The 18,710-nt window shown below is 72.3% G+C and carries 17 protein-coding genes; 10 read left to right on the forward strand and 7 right to left on the reverse strand.

The genetic code is table 11. The annotated features are described in order from the left end of the window. Positions 1–3 precede the first annotated feature (3 nt). From PS467_RS24460 to PS467_RS24470, 3 genes are all read left to right on the forward strand, one after another. Positions 4–1,167, forward strand: a complete 1,164-nt coding sequence (locus tag PS467_RS24460; RefSeq protein WP_311037020.1) for an acyl-CoA dehydrogenase family protein — start codon at positions 4–6, stop codon at positions 1,165–1,167. A gap of 8 nt (positions 1,168–1,175) precedes the next feature. Next, positions 1,176–2,297: an acyl-CoA dehydrogenase family protein gene (locus PS467_RS24465; protein WP_311039945.1), complete on the forward strand. Its 1,122-nt coding sequence runs from the start codon at positions 1,176–1,178 to the stop codon at positions 2,295–2,297. A gap of 471 nt (positions 2,298–2,768) precedes the next feature. Further along, entirely contained in the window at positions 2,769–3,326 is a 558-nt protein-coding gene (locus tag PS467_RS24470) for an ATP-binding protein (RefSeq protein ID WP_311037021.1), read from the forward strand. A gap of 282 nt (positions 3,327–3,608) precedes the next feature. Here PS467_RS24470 and PS467_RS24475 read toward each other — a convergent pair whose 3' ends face one another. Then, positions 3,609–4,535: a cyclase family protein gene (locus PS467_RS24475; protein WP_311037022.1), complete on the reverse strand. Its 927-nt coding sequence runs from the start codon at positions 4,533–4,535 to the stop codon at positions 3,609–3,611. Positions 4,536–4,645: 110 nt separating this feature from the next. Between PS467_RS24475 and PS467_RS24480 the strand changes: the two genes are divergently transcribed. From PS467_RS24480 to PS467_RS24495, 4 genes are read left to right on the forward strand one after another with little or no spacing between them, the layout of a single operon-like run. Continuing rightward, entirely contained in the window at positions 4,646–5,557 is a 912-nt protein-coding gene (locus PS467_RS24480) for an SDR family oxidoreductase (RefSeq protein ID WP_311037023.1), read from the forward strand. A 58-nt stretch (positions 5,558–5,615) separates the two neighbouring features. Then, positions 5,616–6,965, forward strand: coding sequence for an acyl-CoA dehydrogenase family protein (locus tag PS467_RS24485; RefSeq protein WP_311037024.1), 1,350 nt, complete (start codon positions 5,616–5,618; stop codon positions 6,963–6,965). Beyond that, positions 6,962–8,428, forward strand: a complete 1,467-nt coding sequence (locus PS467_RS24490) for an aldehyde dehydrogenase family protein (RefSeq protein ID WP_268973816.1) — start codon at positions 6,962–6,964, stop codon at positions 8,426–8,428. The genes PS467_RS24485 and PS467_RS24490 overlap by 4 nt, the downstream gene beginning before the upstream one ends. A 26-nt stretch (positions 8,429–8,454) precedes the next feature. Further along, the gene (locus PS467_RS24495) at positions 8,455–9,504 is read left to right on the forward strand and encodes a Zn-dependent alcohol dehydrogenase (protein ID WP_311037025.1); all 1,050 of its coding nucleotides are present in this window, start codon (positions 8,455–8,457) and stop codon (positions 9,502–9,504) included. Positions 9,505–9,525: 21 nt separating this feature from the next. On the opposite strand, the gene PS467_RS24500 is transcribed toward PS467_RS24495, so the two are convergent. After that, complete coding sequence (locus PS467_RS24500) at positions 9,526–10,569, reverse strand: GlxA family transcriptional regulator (protein ID WP_311037026.1); 1,044 nt, start codon at positions 10,567–10,569, stop codon at positions 9,526–9,528. 112 nt (positions 10,570–10,681) lie between these two features. Between PS467_RS24500 and PS467_RS24505 the strand changes: the two genes are divergently transcribed. Then, positions 10,682–12,013: an MFS transporter gene (locus PS467_RS24505; RefSeq protein WP_432280624.1), complete on the forward strand. Its 1,332-nt coding sequence runs from the start codon at positions 10,682–10,684 to the stop codon at positions 12,011–12,013. Positions 12,014–12,031: 18 nt separating this feature from the next. On the opposite strand, the gene PS467_RS24510 is transcribed toward PS467_RS24505, so the two are convergent. The 4 genes from PS467_RS24510 to PS467_RS24525 all read right to left on the reverse strand — a co-directional run bounded on the left by PS467_RS24510 (position 12,032) and on the right by PS467_RS24525 (position 17,160). Further along, complete coding sequence (locus PS467_RS24510) at positions 12,032–12,694, reverse strand: flavin reductase family protein (RefSeq protein ID WP_311037027.1); 663 nt, start codon at positions 12,692–12,694, stop codon at positions 12,032–12,034. A gap of 58 nt (positions 12,695–12,752) precedes the next feature. Further along, positions 12,753–13,568 (reverse strand): enoyl-CoA hydratase/isomerase family protein, encoded by an 816-nt coding sequence (locus PS467_RS24515; protein ID WP_311037028.1) that lies wholly within the window; start codon positions 13,566–13,568, stop codon positions 12,753–12,755. Positions 13,569–13,584: 16 nt separating this feature from the next. Next, a complete protein-coding gene (locus tag PS467_RS24520; RefSeq protein ID WP_311037029.1) occupies positions 13,585–15,843 on the reverse strand; it encodes an acetate--CoA ligase family protein in 2,259 nt (752 codons plus the stop codon). A gap of 162 nt (positions 15,844–16,005) precedes the next feature. Beyond that, positions 16,006–17,160 carry a flavin-containing monooxygenase gene (locus PS467_RS24525; protein ID WP_311037030.1) on the reverse strand — a complete coding sequence of 385 codons (1,155 nt, stop codon included), beginning with the start codon at positions 17,158–17,160 and terminating at the stop codon, positions 16,006–16,008. A 179-nt stretch (positions 17,161–17,339) separates the two neighbouring features. Between PS467_RS24525 and PS467_RS24530 the strand changes: the two genes are divergently transcribed. Then, positions 17,340–17,480: a hypothetical protein gene (locus PS467_RS24530; RefSeq protein WP_311037031.1), complete on the forward strand. Its 141-nt coding sequence runs from the start codon at positions 17,340–17,342 to the stop codon at positions 17,478–17,480. Continuing rightward, positions 17,462–17,911 (forward strand): Zn-ribbon domain-containing OB-fold protein, encoded by a 450-nt coding sequence (locus PS467_RS24535; RefSeq protein ID WP_311037032.1) that lies wholly within the window; start codon positions 17,462–17,464, stop codon positions 17,909–17,911. The genes PS467_RS24530 and PS467_RS24535 overlap by 19 nt, the downstream gene beginning before the upstream one ends. A gap of 90 nt (positions 17,912–18,001) precedes the next feature. On the opposite strand, the gene PS467_RS24540 is transcribed toward PS467_RS24535, so the two are convergent. Beyond that, entirely contained in the window at positions 18,002–18,688 is a 687-nt protein-coding gene (locus PS467_RS24540; RefSeq protein ID WP_311037033.1) for a pyridoxine/pyridoxamine 5'-phosphate oxidase, read from the reverse strand. Positions 18,689–18,710 lie beyond the last annotated feature (22 nt).

Here is an 18,710-nt window from a genome sequence, read left to right on the forward strand (position 1 = left end):
CTGATGGATCTCGCGTTCACACAGGACGAGGAGGACTTCCGGCGTCGGCTGCGCGCCTGGCTCGCCGACACCCTGCCCAAGCTGCCGGACCGCCCGCACCCGGCCGACTGGCCCGGCCGGCGCGCCTATGACTGCGGCTGGCAGCGCATGCTGCACGACGCGGGCTACGCCGGACTGCACTGGCCCGAGGACGCGGGCGGCCAGGGCGCCACCCCCACCCAGCATCTGATCTTCCTGGAGGAGACCGAGCGGGCCGGCGCGCCCTATGTGGGCGCCGGTTTCGTCGGACTGCTGCACGCGGGCCCCACCATCGCCGCAGAGGGCACCCCCGAGCAGCGGGCGCGCTGGCTGCCGCCGATCCTGCGCGGGGACGAGGTCTGGTGCCAGGGGTTCTCCGAACCGGACGCCGGCTCCGACCTGGCCTCGCTGCGCACCCGGGCGGTACGGGACGGTGACGCCTATGTCGTCAGCGGAAGCAAGATCTGGACCTCGCACGCCGAGATCGCCGACTGGTGCGAGCTATTGGTGCGCACCGCGCCGGTAAACGCCGACACGCCGAAGCACCGGGGCATCAGCTGGCTCGCGATGCCGATGGACGCGCCCGGGGTGACGGTGCGGCCGCTGCGGACCCTCGCCGGGACGGCGGAGTTCGCCGAGGTGTTCCTGGACGAGGTGCGGGTGCCGGTCACCCACCGAGTCGGGGAGGAGAACGACGGCTGGCGGGTGACCATGGTGACCCTCTCCTTCGAACGCGGTACGGCCTTCGTGGGCGAGGTGGTCGCCTGCCGACGGGTGCTGGAGGCGCTGGCCCGGACGGCGAAGGCCAACGGGCGCTGGGACGACGCGGTGCTGCGGCGCCGGTTGGGGCGGCTTGCGGCGGAGTGCGCGGCGCTGTGGCGGCTCACCCAGTGGAACGTGAGCGAGGCGCAGCGCACCGGCGGAGTGCCGGGCGTCGGTGGCTCGGTCTTCAAACTGCGCTTCTCCCAGGTGCGGCAGGAGCTGTACGACGCGGCCGCCGAGGTGCTGGGGGCGGACGCGCTGGACGCCGGTCAGGAGTGGGTCGCGGACCGGCTCTCCTCGCTCTCGTACACGATCGCGGCGGGCACCTCGCAGATCCAGCGGAACATCGTGGCCGAGCGGATCCTCGGCCTGCCGAAGGGGCGGTGAGCGGGGCCGTGGACTTCCAGCTCACGGACGACCAACGGGCGCTGCGGACCGGGGTGCGCGAACTGCTGGAACGGTGCTTTCCGCGGACCCGGCTGCGGGCGATGGTGGACATGGCGGACGGTGACGGCGCGGAGCGGGGAGCGGGGCTGGACCGGGCGCTGTGGCGGGGACTGGGCGCGGCGGGGCTCTTCGCGCTGCGGGTACCGGAGTCGGCGGGTGGGGTGGGGCTGGGGCTGCCGGAGGCGGTGCTGGCCTTCGAGGAGGCGGGCCGTGCGCTGCTGCCGGGGCCGCTGGTGGCGACGGAGCTGACGGCGGGACTGTCGGTGCCGGGGGCGTTGGCGGCGGGGGAATGGGCGGCGGATGCGGTCCGGGGCGAGGCCGTGGTGACGGCGCTGGACGAGGGGGACGCGCTGGACGAGCGGGACGCGCCGGTCAAGGAGGACGCGCTGGTCGAGCATCTGGCCTCGGCCGATGCGGTGCTGGTGCTGGGTCCGACCGCCGTGGAGGTGATCGCGGCGGAGGCGGTGGCGCGTTCGGCGGAGCCGATACGGTCAGTGGACCCGGCCACCCCGCTGCACCGGACGGCGCCGTATCGAACGGCCCGGTGCCGCACGGCACAGCGGCGCACGGCCCCGGAGCGGGCCCGGCCGCCGGTGGTGCCCCCGGGGGCTTCGGAGGCTTTGGGGCTCGCCGCCCGGTTGCGCCGCGAGGCGGCGCTGCTGACCGCGGCGCAACAGCTGGGCAGCGCTTGCCGTACGGTCGAGCTCGCCGTAGACCATGCCAAGCGGCGCACCCAGTTCGGCCGTCCGATCGGTGCCTTCCAGGCCGTACAGCATCTGTGCGCCCAGATGCTGGTGCGCGCCGAATCAGCCAGAAGTGTGGTGTATGCGGCGGCGGTCACAGAAGACCCGGGTGACATAGCCGCCGCCAAGCTGCTGGCGGATGAGGCAGCTGTCCGCAATGCCCGCGATTGTCTGCAAGTGCACGGTGGGATGGGCTTCACCTGGGAGGCGGATGTCCATCTGCATCTCAAGCGGGCCTGGGTACGGGCAGGTCAGTGGCAGTCCGCTGCCGCTGCGGAGGAGGAACTCGCGGCCGGGCTCTTGTCGACCGTTGAAACATGTTTGTAGCCGAGCTCTATGGATACGCCTGAATTGTTGGGATGTCGCATTCTCTGGGGAGATCCCCAGAGCCTCCGAGGTGACCGAGCGTTGATACCGGGTTGTTTCCTAGGCGTGACTCGTCACAGGGGGGAGTCGGGCTCGTGCTCGGGTACTCTCCGTGGGGTGCGAGCGCTTAAGGGGTGCGATAAGCCCGGCGTTGCCCATGGGGCGACTCCGGGCATGCCGACGTACCCCGATCGCCCGGGGTGTGCGGCGCCCGGGTCTCGGTGTTCGAGTCCCCAGAGCGTGTGTCGCACAGTATGCCCCACGCATACTCCTTGGCGCTGGAATATGACTGAAGCGCTTGTTGGCGTGACTGTACGTCAACCATGCTGTTTCGCAAGGGGGTGCCTCCCGGCGGCGGCTGGGGGAGAGTCGCGGTCTGTGACCTCTTGGAGGTACAAGGCGATGTGTCTGCCGGTTCGGATGGTGTGAGCGGTGCAGGTACTTCAGGCGCAGATGGAGGTCAGGCCCGACCCTGCGGAGGTGAGCCGTGCCCGTCGGTGGGCCCGTTCGCGGCTCGCCGGCTCCGGGATCGGGGCCGACGAGCCGCTCGCCGAGACGTTGATCCTGCTCATCTCCGAACTCGTCACCAACGCCGTGGTGCATACGGGCTGTCCCGCCGTGCTGCGGATGCTCTTCCCCGCCCAGTCGGTGGGTGGCGGTGGGGGAAACGGCGGCAGCGGGACCTCGGGTGGCCCGTTCGGGGGCCGGGGCTCGGGTCTGGGAACGGTCCGGGTCGAGGTGGCCGACGCCAGTGACCGTGCGCCGCGCCAGCGCTCTGCCGGTGAGGGGGACACCCATGGGCGCGGGCTGGAGCTGGTCGACGGCCTCGCCGACCGGTGGGGCTGGCAGCCGGAGGGCGCCGGAAAGCGGATCTGGTGTGAAATCGACCGGGCGAAGGGTGAGGAGCCCCTCGCCCAGAGGCGGGCCGCCTCCCCTGCGACGTCACACTTGGGGCGAACCAGACAAAGTCCAGACCAGGTGTTGACGTGACGTGTTCGGTTGATCACTCTAGGATCAGCGATTCGTCGCGAGGGGACGCCGAGGGCTGTGGTGTCTGCGTGGGCTCTGTGTTCACGGGGACGTTCCTTGGCGAGTGCGGGTCGCGCCCCCGCTGCTGATACAGGGCTCAGCGCCGGGAGCCGGGTGGCGGTGCGCGGTGCCGTGCTCGGGGCGCGCATGAGCGCACCGCCACCCGAGAGGAAGCGACCCGCCGTCCCCTCCCAGACGGCCGACGCCGCCCGACGCGGCGGGAGTCACAGGTTCGCTGGGGCGTCAGAGGATCGCCACGGGCGCGACCGGTGCGCCCGCGCCGCCGACGAACGGCTCGGGCGGAGCCGACAGCAGAAAGGCGTAGCGCCCCTCCTCGGCGCAGTTCTCGGACAGCTCCTCAAGATTCCAGTTCTGGCCCTGGAGCATGCCCATCTCGACCAGATCGAGGGCGTGGACCGGCAGCCAGAGGTTCTCGATCTCCGGTGGGAAGACCTCGAAGGTCAGCGTGTCATTGGCGACCGCCGCCACATCGCGGGCGTGGAACCACTCCGGTGTGCGCAGGGAGAGGCCCGGTGAGGGGAAGGCATATGCCTCCTTCTCGCCCGCCAGATACCGCTGGATCTGCCCGGTCCGGACGAGTGCGATATCGCCGGGGCGGACCTTGGTCCGGGCCAGTTCCTCGGCGGCATCGAGGTCTTCGGGGGTGACGGTGTGCCCGTCGGGCAGCCGCTGGACGCCCAGGGCCCGCGCCACATCGAGGAGCACCCCGCGCGAGACGAGGGGACCCGCCTTCTCGATGCCGCTGAAGGCGGCGCGGTCATGGGCGGTTATGGAGTCGGCGGGGCGGCCGTTGTAGATCCTGCCGGAGTGCGAGACATGGGTCAGCCCGTCCCAGTGGGTTCCGGCCTGTAGTCCCATCGTCACGGCGTCGTCGCTGGTCGCCACGGTGTCCGGGCCGAACATCTCGAAGTTGACCGCGATCATCGTGTGCAGCGGGTTGACCCGCCCGGGGATCATTCCGGTCTGGATGCCGTCCTGTCGCAGCGGCACCGCGAGGGGAACGCGGCGACCGGTCCGTATGGTCGCCGCGGCCTCCCGGATCACGGCATCGGTGATCAGATTGAGCGTGCCGATCTCGTCCGCCGCTCCCCAGCGGCCCCAGTTGTTGACGCGTTTGGCGATCTCGTGGAACTCGGCTGGCAGCGGCATGGCGTCTCCTTCGTCGTTCCCGGTCGACGTTTGTGTGCGAGGGCTTGTACTCGAGCCGCGTCTGCTCAAAAATCTAACGGGCCGTCAGAAACTCCGGGAGGGGATGCGGCGTGGGCAACTTCTTGGACGGCAAGGTGGTCGCCGTCACCGGGGCCGGACGCGGTATCGGACGGGCGGTGGCCCTCGCCTGCGCGGCCGAAGGGGCTCAGGTCGTCGTCAACGACTACGGGGTTTCGATCGAGGGCGGTGAACCGAGCAGCGAGGTCGCCGAGGCCGTGGTCAAGGAGATCACGGCGGCGGGCGGTGCGGCGGTCGCGGTCGCCGACGACGTCTCGACCATGGCCGGTGGCCAGCGGATCGTGGACACCGCGCTCGAACAGTACGGACGGCTGGACGGGGCCGTCTGCGTCGCCGGGATCCTGCGCGAGCGGATGCTCTTCAACATGTCCGAGGAGGAGTGGGACCCGGTCGTCGCCACCCATCTCAAGGGCACCTTCACGGTCTTCCGGGCGGCGTCGGCGGTGATGCGCCGCCAGCGCTCCGGAACCCTGATCGGCTTCACCAGCGGCAACCACCAGGGCAGCGTCGCCCAGGCCAACTACGCCTCCGCCAAGGGCGGGATCATCTCCCTGGTGCGCAGCGCCGCGCTGGGGCTGCACAAGTACGGCGTCACGGCGAACTGTGTCGCACCGGTCGCCCGCACCCGGATGTCCGCCAACGTGCCGATGGAGCTCAAGGAGATCGGCGAGCCGGAGGACGTGGCGGCCCTGGTCGTCTATCTGCTGAGCGAACGCGCCCGTGCGGAGCGGATCACCGGCCAGGTCTACACGATCGCGGGCCCCAAGATCGCGGTCTGGGCCCAGCCCCGTGAGCTGCGCGCCGGATACGCCGAGGGCGCCTGGACCCCGGAGAGGATCGCCGACTTCCTCCCGGGCACGGTCGGCACCGACCCCATGCCGATGCTGGCCCAGCTGGACGCCATGGCCCAGGCAGCCGCCACCGGCCAACGCCCCAACGCCTGACGTCCGGAACGGCGGGCCGGCCGGGGAAGACCGGCCGGGACCGACGAGGGGAGAGGTTGTGGACTTCGCTTTCGGGCCGGAGGACGAGCGGTTCCGCGCCGAGGCACGCGGCTGGCTGGCCGAGCACTTCACCGGACCGTTCGCCGCTCTCGCGCAACAATCCGGCGGCCGTCCCGGCGAGGGGCACGGCGACATGGCGGCCCGCCGCGCCTGGGAGCGTGAGCTGGGCACCGGCGGCTGGATCGGCATCGGCTGGGACCGCACGGACGGGGCGTACGGCAACCGCGCCGCGACCCTGACCCAACAGGTCGTCTGGGCCGAGGAGTACGCCCGCGCCGGGGCGCCCGGCCGACTGGGGCATATCGGCGAGAACCTCCTCGCGCCCACCCTGCTCGCCCACGGCGACTCCGCACAGCGCGCCCGCTTCCTGCCGGCCATCGCCCGCGGCGAGGAGCTGTGGTGCCAGGGCTACAGCGAGCCCGACGCCGGCTCGGACCTCGCCGGGCTGCGGACCCGCGCTGTCCACGACCCGGGCGAGGGCACCTATCGCATCACCGGACAGAAGATCTGGACCTCCCTCGCCCATGAGGCCGACTGGTGTTTTGTCCTGGCGCGCACCGAGGAGGGCTCACAGCGCCATCATGGGCTCTCCTTTCTGCTGGTGCCGATGGACCAGCCGGGACGGATCGAGGTGCGGCCGATCCGGCAGTTGACCGGGACCGCCGAGTTCAACGAGGTGTTCTTCGACGGGGCCGTGGCCCGCGCCGAACACCTCGTCGGCGGCGCGGGCCACGGCTGGCGCGTGGCCATGAGCCTGCTCGCGGTGGAGCGCGGGGTCTCCACCCTGGTCCAGCAGATCGGCTTCGCCCAGGAGTTGAGCCGGGTGGTGCGGCTGGCCCTGGAGACCGGCGCCGCAGCGGAGCCCGTCCTGCGGGACCGGCTCATACGGCAGTGGGCCGAGCTCAAGGTCATGCGCTGGAACGCCCTGCGCACCCTGGGCACCGCGCAGAACCCCGCCCGGGAGCCCGCCCGGAACCCCGCACAGCACCCCGCCCGGGACGCCGCCCCGCGGAAGGCCGTCCCCCACAACCTTCCCCCGCGGAGCGCCGACGCCCAGGCCCGCGGCTTCCGCGACGCCGGCCCGCAGGACCCCGGCGCGCCCAGCGTCGCCAAGCTGCTGTGGGGCGGCTGGCACCAGCGGCTCGGCGAGCTGGCCATGCAGGTGAGGGGCGCCGCGGCCGCACTCGGTCCGGCGCGCTGGACAGCCGGCCGGCCGTACGAACTCGACGCCTTCCAGCGTCTCTTCCTCTTCTCACGCGCCGACACCATCTACGGCGGCTCGGACGAGATCCAGCGCACCATCATCGCCGAACGCGTACTTCACCTCCCCAAGGATTCACGCCGATGACGAAGACCTACGCGCACTGGATCGGCGGCTCGTGGCGGGCTCCCGGGAACGGGCACTACCCCGTCGTCAATCCCGCCACCGAGCAAACCGTCGGCCATGCCCCCGAGGCCGACCGGGCCGACGTGGACGCCGCTGTCCGGGCCGCCCGCGCCGCGTACGACGGCTGGTCGCGCACCGCCCCCCGGGAGCGCGCCGCCGTACTCGAGCGGGCTGCCGACCTGCTCGCCGAGCACGCCCCGGACCTGGTGCCCCTCGTCCAGGCGGAGACCGGTGCGACCCTGCGTGTCGCCTCGTCCCTCCAGGTGCCCCCGGCGATCGACCGCTTCCGCCGCTACGCGCGCGGCGCCGTCGAGCCGGACACCGTGCCGCTCGCCCCGCTGCCCGTGGCCGCCACCCCGCTGGCGCCCGGCGGGCTGGTCGGGGCTGCCGCGGTCCGCCGCCCCTTGGGTGTCGTCTGCTGCATCACCTCCTACAACTTCCCTCTCACGAATCTCGCGGGCAAGGTCGCCCCGGCCCTGGCCATGGGCAATACGGTCGTGGCCAAACCCGCGCCGCAGGACCCGCTGTGCTGTCTCGAGCTCGGCCCCCTGCTCAAGGAGGCCGGGCTCCCGGACGGTGCCTTCAATGTCGTCACCGGCTCGCGCGCGGCCGTCGGCGAGGCGCTGGTAGCGCACCCCGGTGTCGACATGGTCAGCTTCACCGGATCCACCGCTGTGGGTAAGAAGATCGCCGAATCCGCGGGGAGGTCGATGAAGCGCACCCTGATGGAGCTGGGGGGCAAGGGCGCGGCCATCGTCCTGGGGGACGCCGACGAGCGAGTGATCGCGTCGGCGGTCGGGGCGGTCGGTTCGACCTTCTCCTTTCACAGCGGTCAGATCTGCACGGCTCCGACCCGGGCGCTCGTCCATCGATCGCTGTACGAGAAGGTCATCGCCGCACTCACACACTACGCAGAGTCACTGAAGATCGGGGACCCTGTGGATAACTCCACGATCGTCGGTCCGCTGATCTCCGCCGCGCAGCGCGATCGCGTCGAGGCGTATGTACTGGACGCCCGTGACCAGGGCGCCCGGATCGTCGTGGGCGGTGAACGCCCCGCGCGTAAACCCGGCTTCTACGTCGCCCCCACCCTCATCGCCGACGCCGACCCCGCCATGACCGTCGCGCGGGAGGAACTGTTCGGCCCGGTCGTCGTGGCCCTGCCCTTCGACGACGAGGACGAGGCGGTGCGGATCGCCAACTCCACCTCCTACGGCCTCTACGACTACGTCTTCAGCGCCGACGCGGGCCGGGCCTGGGCCCTCGCCGCCCGGCTGCGCAGCGGAAACATCGGCATCAACACCGCCCAGCGCCACCCCGAGACGCCGTTCGGCGGTTTCAAGGAAAGCGGTGTCGGCCGCGACGGCGGCTCGTTCGGCCTGCACGCGTACAGCGAACTGCAGTCGCTGGTCTGGGTCTCCTGAGGAACGGAACCGGGAGGGTGATGGGGATGAGAGGCGTCATCTTCGATGGCACGGCGCCGCGCGTGGTCGAGGACCTGGAGGTGCGTGACCCCGGCCCCGGCGAGGTGCTGGTGCGCATCGCCGCCGCGGGGCTGTGCCACAGCGATCTGTCGGTCGTCGACGGCACCATCCCCTTCCCCCTCCCCGTCGTGCTCGGCCACGAGGGCGCGGGTGTGGTGGAGGCGGCCGGGCCGGGCGTCACCCATGTCGCACCTGGCGATCATGTGGCGCTCTCCACCCTCGCCAACTGCGGGACCTGCGCCGACTGCGCGCGAGGCCGCCCCACGATGTGTCGCTCGGCGTTTCGCCGGCCGACCCGGCCCTTCCGACGCGGCGACCAGCGGCTGTACAGCTTCGCCGCGAACTCAGCCTTCGCCGAGCGCACCCTCGTCACCGCCGTCCAGGTGGTGCGGATTCCCGAGGAGATTCCGCTCGTCTCCGCAGCCCTCATCGGCTGCGCCGTCCTCACCGGTGTCGGCGCCGTGCTCAACCGCGCCAAGGTGGACCGCGGTGAGTCGGTCGTCGTCATCGGCAGCGGTGGCATCGGGCTCAATGTGCTCCAAGGGGCCCGGATCGCCGGGGCGTCGCCGATCGTGGCCGTCGACTCCAACCCCGCCAAGGAGCCGATGGCCCGGCGCTTCGGCGCGACCCACTTCGTCCCGTCCGCCGACGACGTACGGGAGATCCTGCCGACCGGCGCGGACCACGTCTTCGAATGTGTCGGCTCCACCCGGCTCATCCGCCAGGCCGTCGATCTGCTCGACCGGCACGGTCAGGCGGTGCTGCTCGGCGTGCCGCCCGCCGACGCCGAGGCGGCCTTCCGCGTCTCCTCCATGTATCTGGACAAGTCCATCCTGGGCTGCCGTTACGGCTCCGCACGGCCGCAGGCCGATATCGCCCTGTACGCCGGCCTCTACCGGCAGGGGCGGCTGCTGCTGGACGAACTGGTCAGCAGGACGTATCCGCTGGAGGACTTCGCCGAGGCCGCCGACGACGCCCACCACGGCCGGGTGGCGCGCGCCGTGCTCACCTTCTGACCGGCCCCGGCCCGCCCGCGGTCACCGTGCGGAGGCTCGGTCATGGCCCGGGGCGCTCGCGCGGAAGGTGCGGCGGTAGGCGGTGGGGGAGACGCCCACGGCCGCCTGGAAGTGCTGGCGCAGGGACGCGGGTGAGCCGAAACCCGCCTCGCGGACCACCTGGTCCACCGACAGGTCGGTGTCCTCCAGGAGGTGCCGGGCCCGCTCCACCCGCTGCTGGGTCAGCCACTGCCCCGGGCTGATCCCGACCTCCTCGCGGAAGCGGCGGGTGAACGTCCGTACGCTCATCGACTCCTGGGCGGCCAGTTCGCTCAGCGAGATGGGCCGGTCCAGCCGGCCGAGCGCCCAGGCGCGGGCCGTCGTGGTGGTGGCCTGCTGGGGCTCGGGCAGCGGGCGCTGGATGTACTGGGCCTGACCGCCGTCGCGATGCGGCGGCACCACACTGCGCCGGGCGACATCGTTGGCGATCGCCGTGCCATGGTCGCGCCGCACCAGATGCAGACACAGGTCGATCCCCGAGGCGACACCGGCCGAGGTGAGCACATCGCCGTCGTCCACGAACAGCACATCCGGATCGACCCTGACCGTCGGGAAGAGCCGCTGGAAGTGGTTGACGCTGGCCCAATGGGTGGTGGCCGGGCGGCCGTCGAGAAGACCGGCGGCGGCGAGCACATACGAACCGGTGCAGATGGACACCCAGCGCACGCCCGGCCGGGCGTGGGCGAGCGCGGCGGCGAGCGGCTCGGTCAGCCGGCCCTCCTCGGTGACCGGGCCGAGCGCGTACGAGGCGGGCACCACGATGGTGTCCGCCTCGGCGAGGGCCTCCGGGCCGCGTTCCACGGTGATCGGGAAGTCGGCGTCCGTGGGCACCAGACCGGGCTCGACGGTGCAGGTGACCACCTCGTACAGGTCTTGGCGGCCGGCGGAGCGGGCCTTGCCGAAGATCCGGTACGGAATGCCCAGCTCGAAGGGGATCACGCCGGGGAGGGCGAGGACGGCGATCCGATGGCGCCGGCCGGTCTTCGCGGGCGGGGAGTCGGTCTTCTCGGGCGGGGATTGGGGCACTTCCGGCCTCCGGTCGCTCGGTCAAGGGCCCGAAAGGGGCATGGCCCGATCCTAGCGGACGCTGTCCCGTGGGCCACTCGTCCGTGCCGACCCGCTGCCCGATGCTGGTCCGGTGACACAGACGACCGAGCTCTTTGGAGCCCCCGAACAGGACGAACAGCCCGACCGGCCCCCAAGACGGGCCCTGCCGCGCCTTCCGCACCGCGCCTGGTCGGTCGCCGCCATCACCTTTGTGGCGATCATCGGCGCGGCCGGATTCGCCTCCCTGCCCGGTCTGCTCATCGACCCGCTCCACGAGGAGTTCGGCTGGGGGCGCGGCACGATCGGGTTCGCGGTCTCCGTCAACCTCGCCCTCTATGGGCTCACCGCGCCCTTCGCCGCCGCCCTGATGGACCGCTTCGGCATCCGCAAGGTCGTCGCGGCCGCGCTCCTCGTCATCGCGACCGGTGGCGGCCTTACGGTCTTCATGACCGAGCCCTGGCAGCTCATCCTGTGCTGGGGCGTGCTCGTCGGCCTCGGCAGCGGCTCCATGGCGCTGGCCTTCGCCGCCACCGTCACCAACCGGTGGTTCGTCGCCCGGCGCGGACTGGTCACCGGCATCCTCACCGCGGGCGGGGCCTCCGGGCAGCTGATCTTCCTGCCGCTGCTCTCCTGGATCGTCGAGGGGCACGACTGGCGGCCCGCCGCGCTGACCGTCGCGATCGCCGCGCTGGCGATCGTCCCCTTCGTCTGGCTGCTGCTGCGCGACCACCCCTCGGACGTGGGCCTCGCCCCGTACGGTGCCGACGGGCCGCCCGTCCCGAGGCCCGCACCCCGGCGCGGCGCGGCCCGGAGGGCCGTGGGGGCCCTCGTCTCCGCCTCCCGCACCGGCTCCTTCTGGCTGCTCGCGGGCACCTTCGCGATCTGCGGTGCCTCGACGAACGGCCTCGTCAAGACCCATTTCGTGCCCGCCGCACATGACCACGGCATGCCGGTGACGGCCGCCGCGAGCCTGCTTGCCGTCATCGGTGTCTTCGACATCGTGGGGACGGTGGCCTCCGGCTGGTTCACCGACCGCTTCGACGCGCGGCGGCTGCTGGCCGTGTACTACGCGCTGCGGGGACTCTCCCTGATGTTCCTGCCGATCCTGCTGGCCGACGCGGTGCATCCGCCGATGGTCTTCTTCATCGTCTTCTACGGCCTCGACTGGGTCGCCACCGTGCCGCCGACGATGGCGCTGTGCCGGGAGCAGTACGGGGAGGACAGCGCGATCGTCTTCGGCTGGGTGCTGGCCTCCCACCAGGTGGGAGCCGGGGCCGTGGCCTTCGTGGGCGGTATGGCGCGGGACACCTTCGGCTCGTACGACCTGGTCTGGTACGGCGCGGGGGCGCTGTGCGCGATCGCCGCGCTGATGGCGCTGGTGATCCGGCGGGGCGAGGGCGCGAAGGCCGCGGCGGCGGTCTGAGGACGTGCGGGCCGAGGGTCAGGTCGGCGTGCGGGCCGGGGGTGAGGCCGGCAATGGCGTGAACTCCCCGAAGGAGCCGCGGTGGAAGAGCAGCGGCCCCGACCGCGCCGCCGACTCGTCCGCCGCCAGGGCCCGGACGCGGCCCACCACGACCAGATGGTCGCCGCCCGTGTGCACGGTGTGGACCGCGCAGTCGATCCACGCCGGGACGTCGGCGAGTCGCGGTGAGCCGGTGACCGGGGACGGCTCGTAGCGGACGCCCGCGAATTTGTCGGGGCGCCGGGAGCCGCTGACCGCGAAGGCACGGCACAGCTCGCCCTGGTGCGCGCCCAGGACGTTGACGCAGAAGACGCCCGCGCGGGCGATGCGCGGCCAGGTCGTGGAGGTGCGGGCGACCATGAAGGCGATCAGCGGCGGGTCCAGGGACAGCGAGACGAAGGACTGGCAGACGAAGCCGGCCGGGCCGGTCGCGTCGACGGTGGTGATCACGGTGACACCGCTTGCGAAGTGGCCCAGCACGCGGCGGAAGGCCGCGGGGTCGACCGGGGGCCGCTCATCGTCGCGCACACAGCGCAACTCGGGTGGGGGCAGCGGGTCGACCGGTCGTACGGAAGCGGTCGGCGAGCCGACCGCCCGGAGATAGCGGACGGCGGTGGCGGCCATACCGGCGTGTCCCATCATGGCCCGTCCCCCTTTCTGAACTTTCCTGCTGTCCGGGCTTTCTGACGGCGAGTGTCCCTCAGCGTCCTCGGTACACGGGGGGTCGGCGTTCGAGGAACGCGCGGACGCCCTCCTGAGCGTCGGCCGTGGTCATGTTGATCTCCTGCGCCGCCGCCTCGGCGGCGAACGCGGCCGGGCGGTCGGTCTCCAGGGAGGCGTTCACCAGCGCCTTGGTGAGGGCGAGGGCGCGGGTGGGGCCGGCCGCGAGGCGCTCGGCCCAGGCGCGGGCGGTCTTGGTCAGTTCGTCGTCCGGAACGACCCGGTTGACCAGGCCCAGCCGCTCGGCCTCGGCGGCGGGCAGCGCGTCGCCGAAGAACATCAGCTCCTTCGCACGCTGCGGGCCGGTCAGCCGGGGGAGGAGGTACGCACCGCCCCCGTCCGGGACCAGACCACGGCGGATGAACACCTCGATGAAGACGGCCGATTCGGCGGCCAGCACCAGATCGCAGGCGAGGGCGAGATGGGCGCCGAGCCCGGCCGCGGTGCCGTTGACGGCGGCGATCACCGGTTTCTCGCAGTCGAGGACGGCGGTGATGAGCCGCTGCGCTCCGCCGCGGATCAGCCGGGCCACATCGCCCGCGACGCGCTCCTGCCCGGCCGGGGCGCCGCGCAGATCCGCTCCCGCGCAGAAACCCTTGCCGGTGGCGGTCAGCACGACGGCCCGGACGGCCGGGTCGGCGGAGGCGGTTTCCAGTAGCGAAACAAGGCGTTCCCGCTGGTCGGGGGTGATGGCGTTCATCGCCGCGGGGCGGTTGAGCGTGATCCACGAGACGCCGTTGTCAGTGGTGTGCCGTACAACGGAGTCATGTTCTTCTTCGGGGGAGGGAGAGATCATGGGAACGCTCCACGGGTCAGCGGCAGATCGCCAGCGCGTCCAGCGCCACGGCGCCCTGGCCGCGTTCCAGCACCATCAGCGGATTGACGTCGAGTTCGGCGAGGTGGTCGCCGAGCTCCAGGGCCATGCGCTGGACGCGCAGCACGACCTCCACGAGCGCGTCCACATCGGCCGGGGGCGCACCGCGCACCCCGTCGAGGAGGGCGCGGCCGCGCAGTTCGGCGAGCATCGCGCGGGCCTGGTCCTCGCCGAACGGGGGGACGCGTACGGCCGTGTCCCGCAGCACCTCGACGAGCACGCCCCCTACACCCACGGTCACGGTCGGTCCGAAGAGGTCGTCGTGGCTCATGCCGACGACCATCTCCACCCCGCCCTCGACCATCTGGCAGACCAGCACCCCGTCCAGCTCGACGCCTTCGTAGCGGGCGATGTCGGTGAGCTCCCGATAGGTGTCGCGGACCTGGCTGGCCGAGGTCAGCCCCAGCCGGACCAGTCCGAGTTCGGTCTTGTGGGCGAGCTGCGGCGCGGATGCCTTCATGACCACCGGGTAGCCCACCAGTCCGGCGGCGCGGACGGCCGCGGCCGCGCTGGTCACCAGCTGCTCGCGCGGCACCCGGATGCCGTACGCCCGCAGCAGCTGTTTCGCCGCGTGCTCGCTCAGCCGGCCGCCTGGGCGCAGCAGGTCGCGCGCCTTGCGCAGGGATGGGGACGGGGTGCGCGGGGCGTCGTCGAAGGGGGAGCGGTAGGAGGCGGTGAAGCGGTGGTGCCCCAGATAGGCGCGGACGGCGGTGACGCAGTTGGCGAACGTACGGAAGGTGGCCACGCGGGAGGAGCCCAGCAGGGTGGTGCGGTAGGCGTCCTCGGTGCCGACCGGCGATCCCCACACCACGCACACCAGCTTGTCCGTCTGTTCCGCCGCGTCCACCAGATCCTGCGCCAGCTTGTCGCTCATGGGCGGAAACGGGCCGGTGATCGGGCAGATCAGCACGCCCACGGCCGGATCGGCGAGGATCGCGTCGATGATCTTGCGGCCGCGCCAGTCGCCGACCGGGTGGCCGCCGTTGTCGACCGGGTTGGCGACGCTGAGATCGCCGGGTATCCACTGGTGGAGCTCGGCCTGTTTCTCGGCGGAGAGGGTGGGCAGGGGGAGACCCGCCGCCGTGGCGAGATCGGAGAAGTGGGCCCCGGTGCCCCCGGAGATCGAATACACCACGACGCCCTCGGCGAGCGGCGGGCGGGCGCGGGCGAGCAGCGCCGCCGTGTCCTGAAGCTCGTCCAGGCCGTCCACCCGGATCACGCCGAACTGCCGCATGGCCGCGTCCACCACCGCATCGGAGCCGGTCAGCTTGCCGGTGTGGGAGGCGGCCGTGCGGGCGCCGGTCTCGGTGCGGCCGACCTTCACCGCCACGACGGGCACCTTGGCGCGGGCGGCCCGGTCGGCGGCGAGCAGGAAGCCGCGGCCGTCCTTCAGCCCCTCCGCGTACAGGGCGATGGCGCCGACCTCGGGCCGGGTGGCGAAGTAGGAGATGAAGTCGGCGGTCTCCAGGTCGGCCTCGTTGCCGGTCGGGGCCCAGTGGCTGAGCCGGATGCCGAGTTCCTGGAGGGTGAAGACCGGGCGGCCCTGGTGGCCTGACTGGGTGATGAGGGCGATGGCGGGTCCTTCGAGGTCGTCGCGGAACCTCTCGAAGGCGTTGAGGTTGGTGTTGGGGCCCAGCAGCCGCAGCCCGGCGCCGCGGGCCGCGGCGGCCAGCCGGGCCTGCGCGGCGGCGCCCTCGGGGCCGGTCTCGGCGAAGCCGGAGGCGAAGGCGACGGCGAACTTCACCTTGCTCCCGTCGAGCTCCTCGATGACCGGGAGCGGATCGCGGACGAGGAGGACGGCGAGGTCGACGGGCTCGGGCAGCGCGGCCACGGACGGTACGCACGGAATGCCGAAGACGGCGGGACGGGAGGGATGCACGGGGTGCAGCCGGGCGCCGACGCGTTCGGCCCAGGCCAGGAGTTGGCGGGTGATGCCGGTGTTGGGGCGGCCGTCCGCGTCGGAGGCGCCGATGAGAGCCACCGACTCGGGATGGAAGAAGCGGTCCAGATCGGGGACGGCGGAGTGCAGCGGGCGCCCGCTGACGTCCATGTCGTCCACGTCGTCCACGCCTTCGGCGGTCCCGCCCGGCGCGTGCCCGCTGTGGACGTGCACGGCGGGGCCGGGGGCCCGCCCACAGGCGACGGCGCGGGCATGACGGGAGTTGGTGGTCAGGGTGCCGTAGGTCGATCCAAGCATCGGTATCCGCCACTCCTGCTCGTTGGCCAATAACCGGGTAGGTGACCGGGCTGTTCGACGCCAAACTGACGACACGTCACATTACCCAGTGGTCAGGTTACTGAACTGACGGCCTGTCAGGAATGCTCGGTGCGGGAGGAACACGCAGGGTGACGGCGGGGGTCATACCGTGGTGCGGGCGATCGTCTTGGCGATCTTCCGGGCGTCGATGGCCAGCTCGCGCAGCATGCCGCTGATCGGGTTCGTATAGCCCGTGAAGTGCAGCCCCGGCGCGGACGCCAGGGTGCGCCGGCCATGGGCGAGGGGGCGGCCGCGGTCGTCGAGCACGCCCAGATGGCCGACCAGTTCCTCCAGGCCGCGCCGGTAGCCGGTCGCGGCGATCACCGCCTCGGGGGAGATCCGCGAGCCGTCGGTCAGGACCACCTTGTCCAGGTCGAAGGAGTCGACCGCCGAGACCACCTCCACCCGCCCCGTCCGCACCGCGTCCACCAGCCCCGCGTCCTGGACCGGGATCGCGCCCTCGCGTACGCGGGTGTAGAGCCCGGTGTCGGGCCAGGGCAGGCCGTGCTCGGTCAGATCCGGCATGCTCAGCCGGCACACCACCCGCGCCGCCCGGTCCACCGCGCGCCGAGGCAGCCGTCGCACCAGGATGCCGGTGGCCTGCGCGGGCCAGCCCGCGGTCGAGCGGCGCAGGATGTGCGGCACGGTGCGGACCGCGAGCCGGACCCGGGCCGCGCCGCCCTCGACCAGGTCGACCGCGATCTCCGCGCCCGTGTTGCCGACGCCGACCACCAGCACGTCCTTGCCCTCGAAGGGGCGGGCGTTGCGGTAGTGGGCGGCGTGCAGCAGCTCACCCGTGTAGGCGGTGCGGCCCGGCCAGTCCGGCAGCCGTGGAGTGTGGTTGAAGCCCGTCGCGACGACGACCACGGGCGAGGACAGTTCGCGGCCGCCCGTGGCCCTCAGCACCCATTCCGTGTCGTCGGCCGCCCGGTCGACGCGGGACACCTCGACCCCCGTGACGATCTCCAGTCCGTGGTGCTCGGCGTAGTGCTCCAGGTAGCGCACCACGTCGTCGCGTGCGACCCACCGCCCGTAGGACCGGGGGATCGGCAGCCCGGGGAGTGCGGACAGCCGGCGCGTGGTGTGCAGACGCAGCCGGTCGTAGTGGTTCCGCCACGACGTGGCGATCGCGTCGGACCTCTCCACGACGACGGCGCGGATCCCGCGCTGGGTGAGCGCCGCGGCGGTGGCGAGTCCGCCCGGTCCGCCGCCGATCACATAGACGGGTGAGGACTTCTCGGGAGAGCTGTCGGCCATGCGGGTGAGCGTAACCGGGTGCTTGACGGGTTTCGGTCAATGCGATCCGGCCAAAGTGATGCCGGATGGGTTGCGGACAGGTCACGGTCGGTCAGCGCTCGCAACCCCTTGTGTGTGCCGGTTCCGCCGGTGAAACTGACGTACCGTCAGGTCTGTTCCGGGTGGGAAGAGGTGGGACGGTGCGGACGATCGGACTCAGCGGGGCCGAATGGCTCGCCGTGCTGCGCGACTCGATGATGGTGCTGATCTCCGCGGCCGGGCTCTTCGGCATGAGCCGGCAGACCTGGTTGCCCGACGGGAGATGGGGGCTGTTCCGGTGAGCCCGACGCCCCCCGCGGGCGCCCCGCGGTTCGACCTGCCCGAGATCGACGCCTTCACCCGCCCCTACTGGGACGCCGCCGCCGAGGGCCGACTGCTGATCCGGCGCTGCGCCGACTGCGGCCGGGCCCACCACTACCCGCGCGAATTCTGCCCGTACTGCTGGAGCGAGGAGGTCGTCTGGGAGGAGGCGAGCGGCGCCGCGACGCTCTATACCTGGTCCGTGGTGCACCGTAACGATCTGCCGCCGTTCGGCGCCCGCGTCCCGTACACCGCCGCCGTCGTCGACCTCGCCGAGGGGCCGCGGATGATGACCGAGCTCATCGAGGTCCCGGTGGGCGGTCCATGCGTCGGGATGCGGCTCCGGGTCGCGTTCCGGGCCGCCGAGGGGGAGATCCCGGTCGTTCCCGTCTTCCGGCCGCTGCCCGCCTGACTCACCGCGTCATCGCCTTACGGCGGCCCCCTTATGGCCTCGCCCGCCTTACGGTCACCGTCTTCCGGTCGCGGCCTCAGGGGCGCCGCCTTACGGCCACAGCAGCTCTCGTCGCCAGCCGCCGCGCTCGTCCGGGGCGCGGCGGTAGCGGAGCCGTACGTGCCGGCGCCGCGCCTCCTCCTGGTAGAACTCGACCTCGTCCGCCTCCAGGACGTACAGGGTCCAGGTGGGGGCGGTGGCGTCCGGGTCGCGTTCCGCCCGTTCGTGCGCCGCGTCGAAGGCCCGTAGCAGCTCGTCGTACGAGCCGAGCACCTCGCTCTGCCGCCCGCTCCCGGCCAGCGCCGCCGCGAGCGCCGCGGGGGACCGGCCGCGCAGATCGGCCGCGCTCTCCTCCGGTCCGGCCTCGACGGCCCGCCCGCTGACGCGCACCTGGCGGCCCGCCCGCATCCAGTGGAACGCGAGGGAGGCGTACGGGTTCTCGGCCAGCTCGCGGCCCTTACGGCTGGTGCGGTGGGTTCCGAAGTGCCAGCCGCGCTCATCGGCGTCGTGCAGCATCACCGTGCGCTGGGACGGCCGGCGGTCGGCGCCCACGGTGGCCAGGGTCATGGTGTGCGGGCCGGGCTCCGCCGTCTCGGCGGCCTCGCGCAGCCACCGCCGGAAGAGCGGAAGCGGTGCGTCCGGGGCCGTGGCCGGGTCGAAGACGGGCAGCTCGCCCGCATGGGGTACGCGCAGGCCGCGCAGCAGGGCGTGGAACGCCTCATCCTCGTTGTCGCTCATCGGCTCCCCATCCGACCATCCG

It is taken from the genome of Streptomyces luomodiensis, from assembly GCF_031679605.1.
Lineage (GTDB): Bacteria > Actinomycetota > Actinomycetes > Streptomycetales > Streptomycetaceae > Streptomyces > Streptomyces luomodiensis.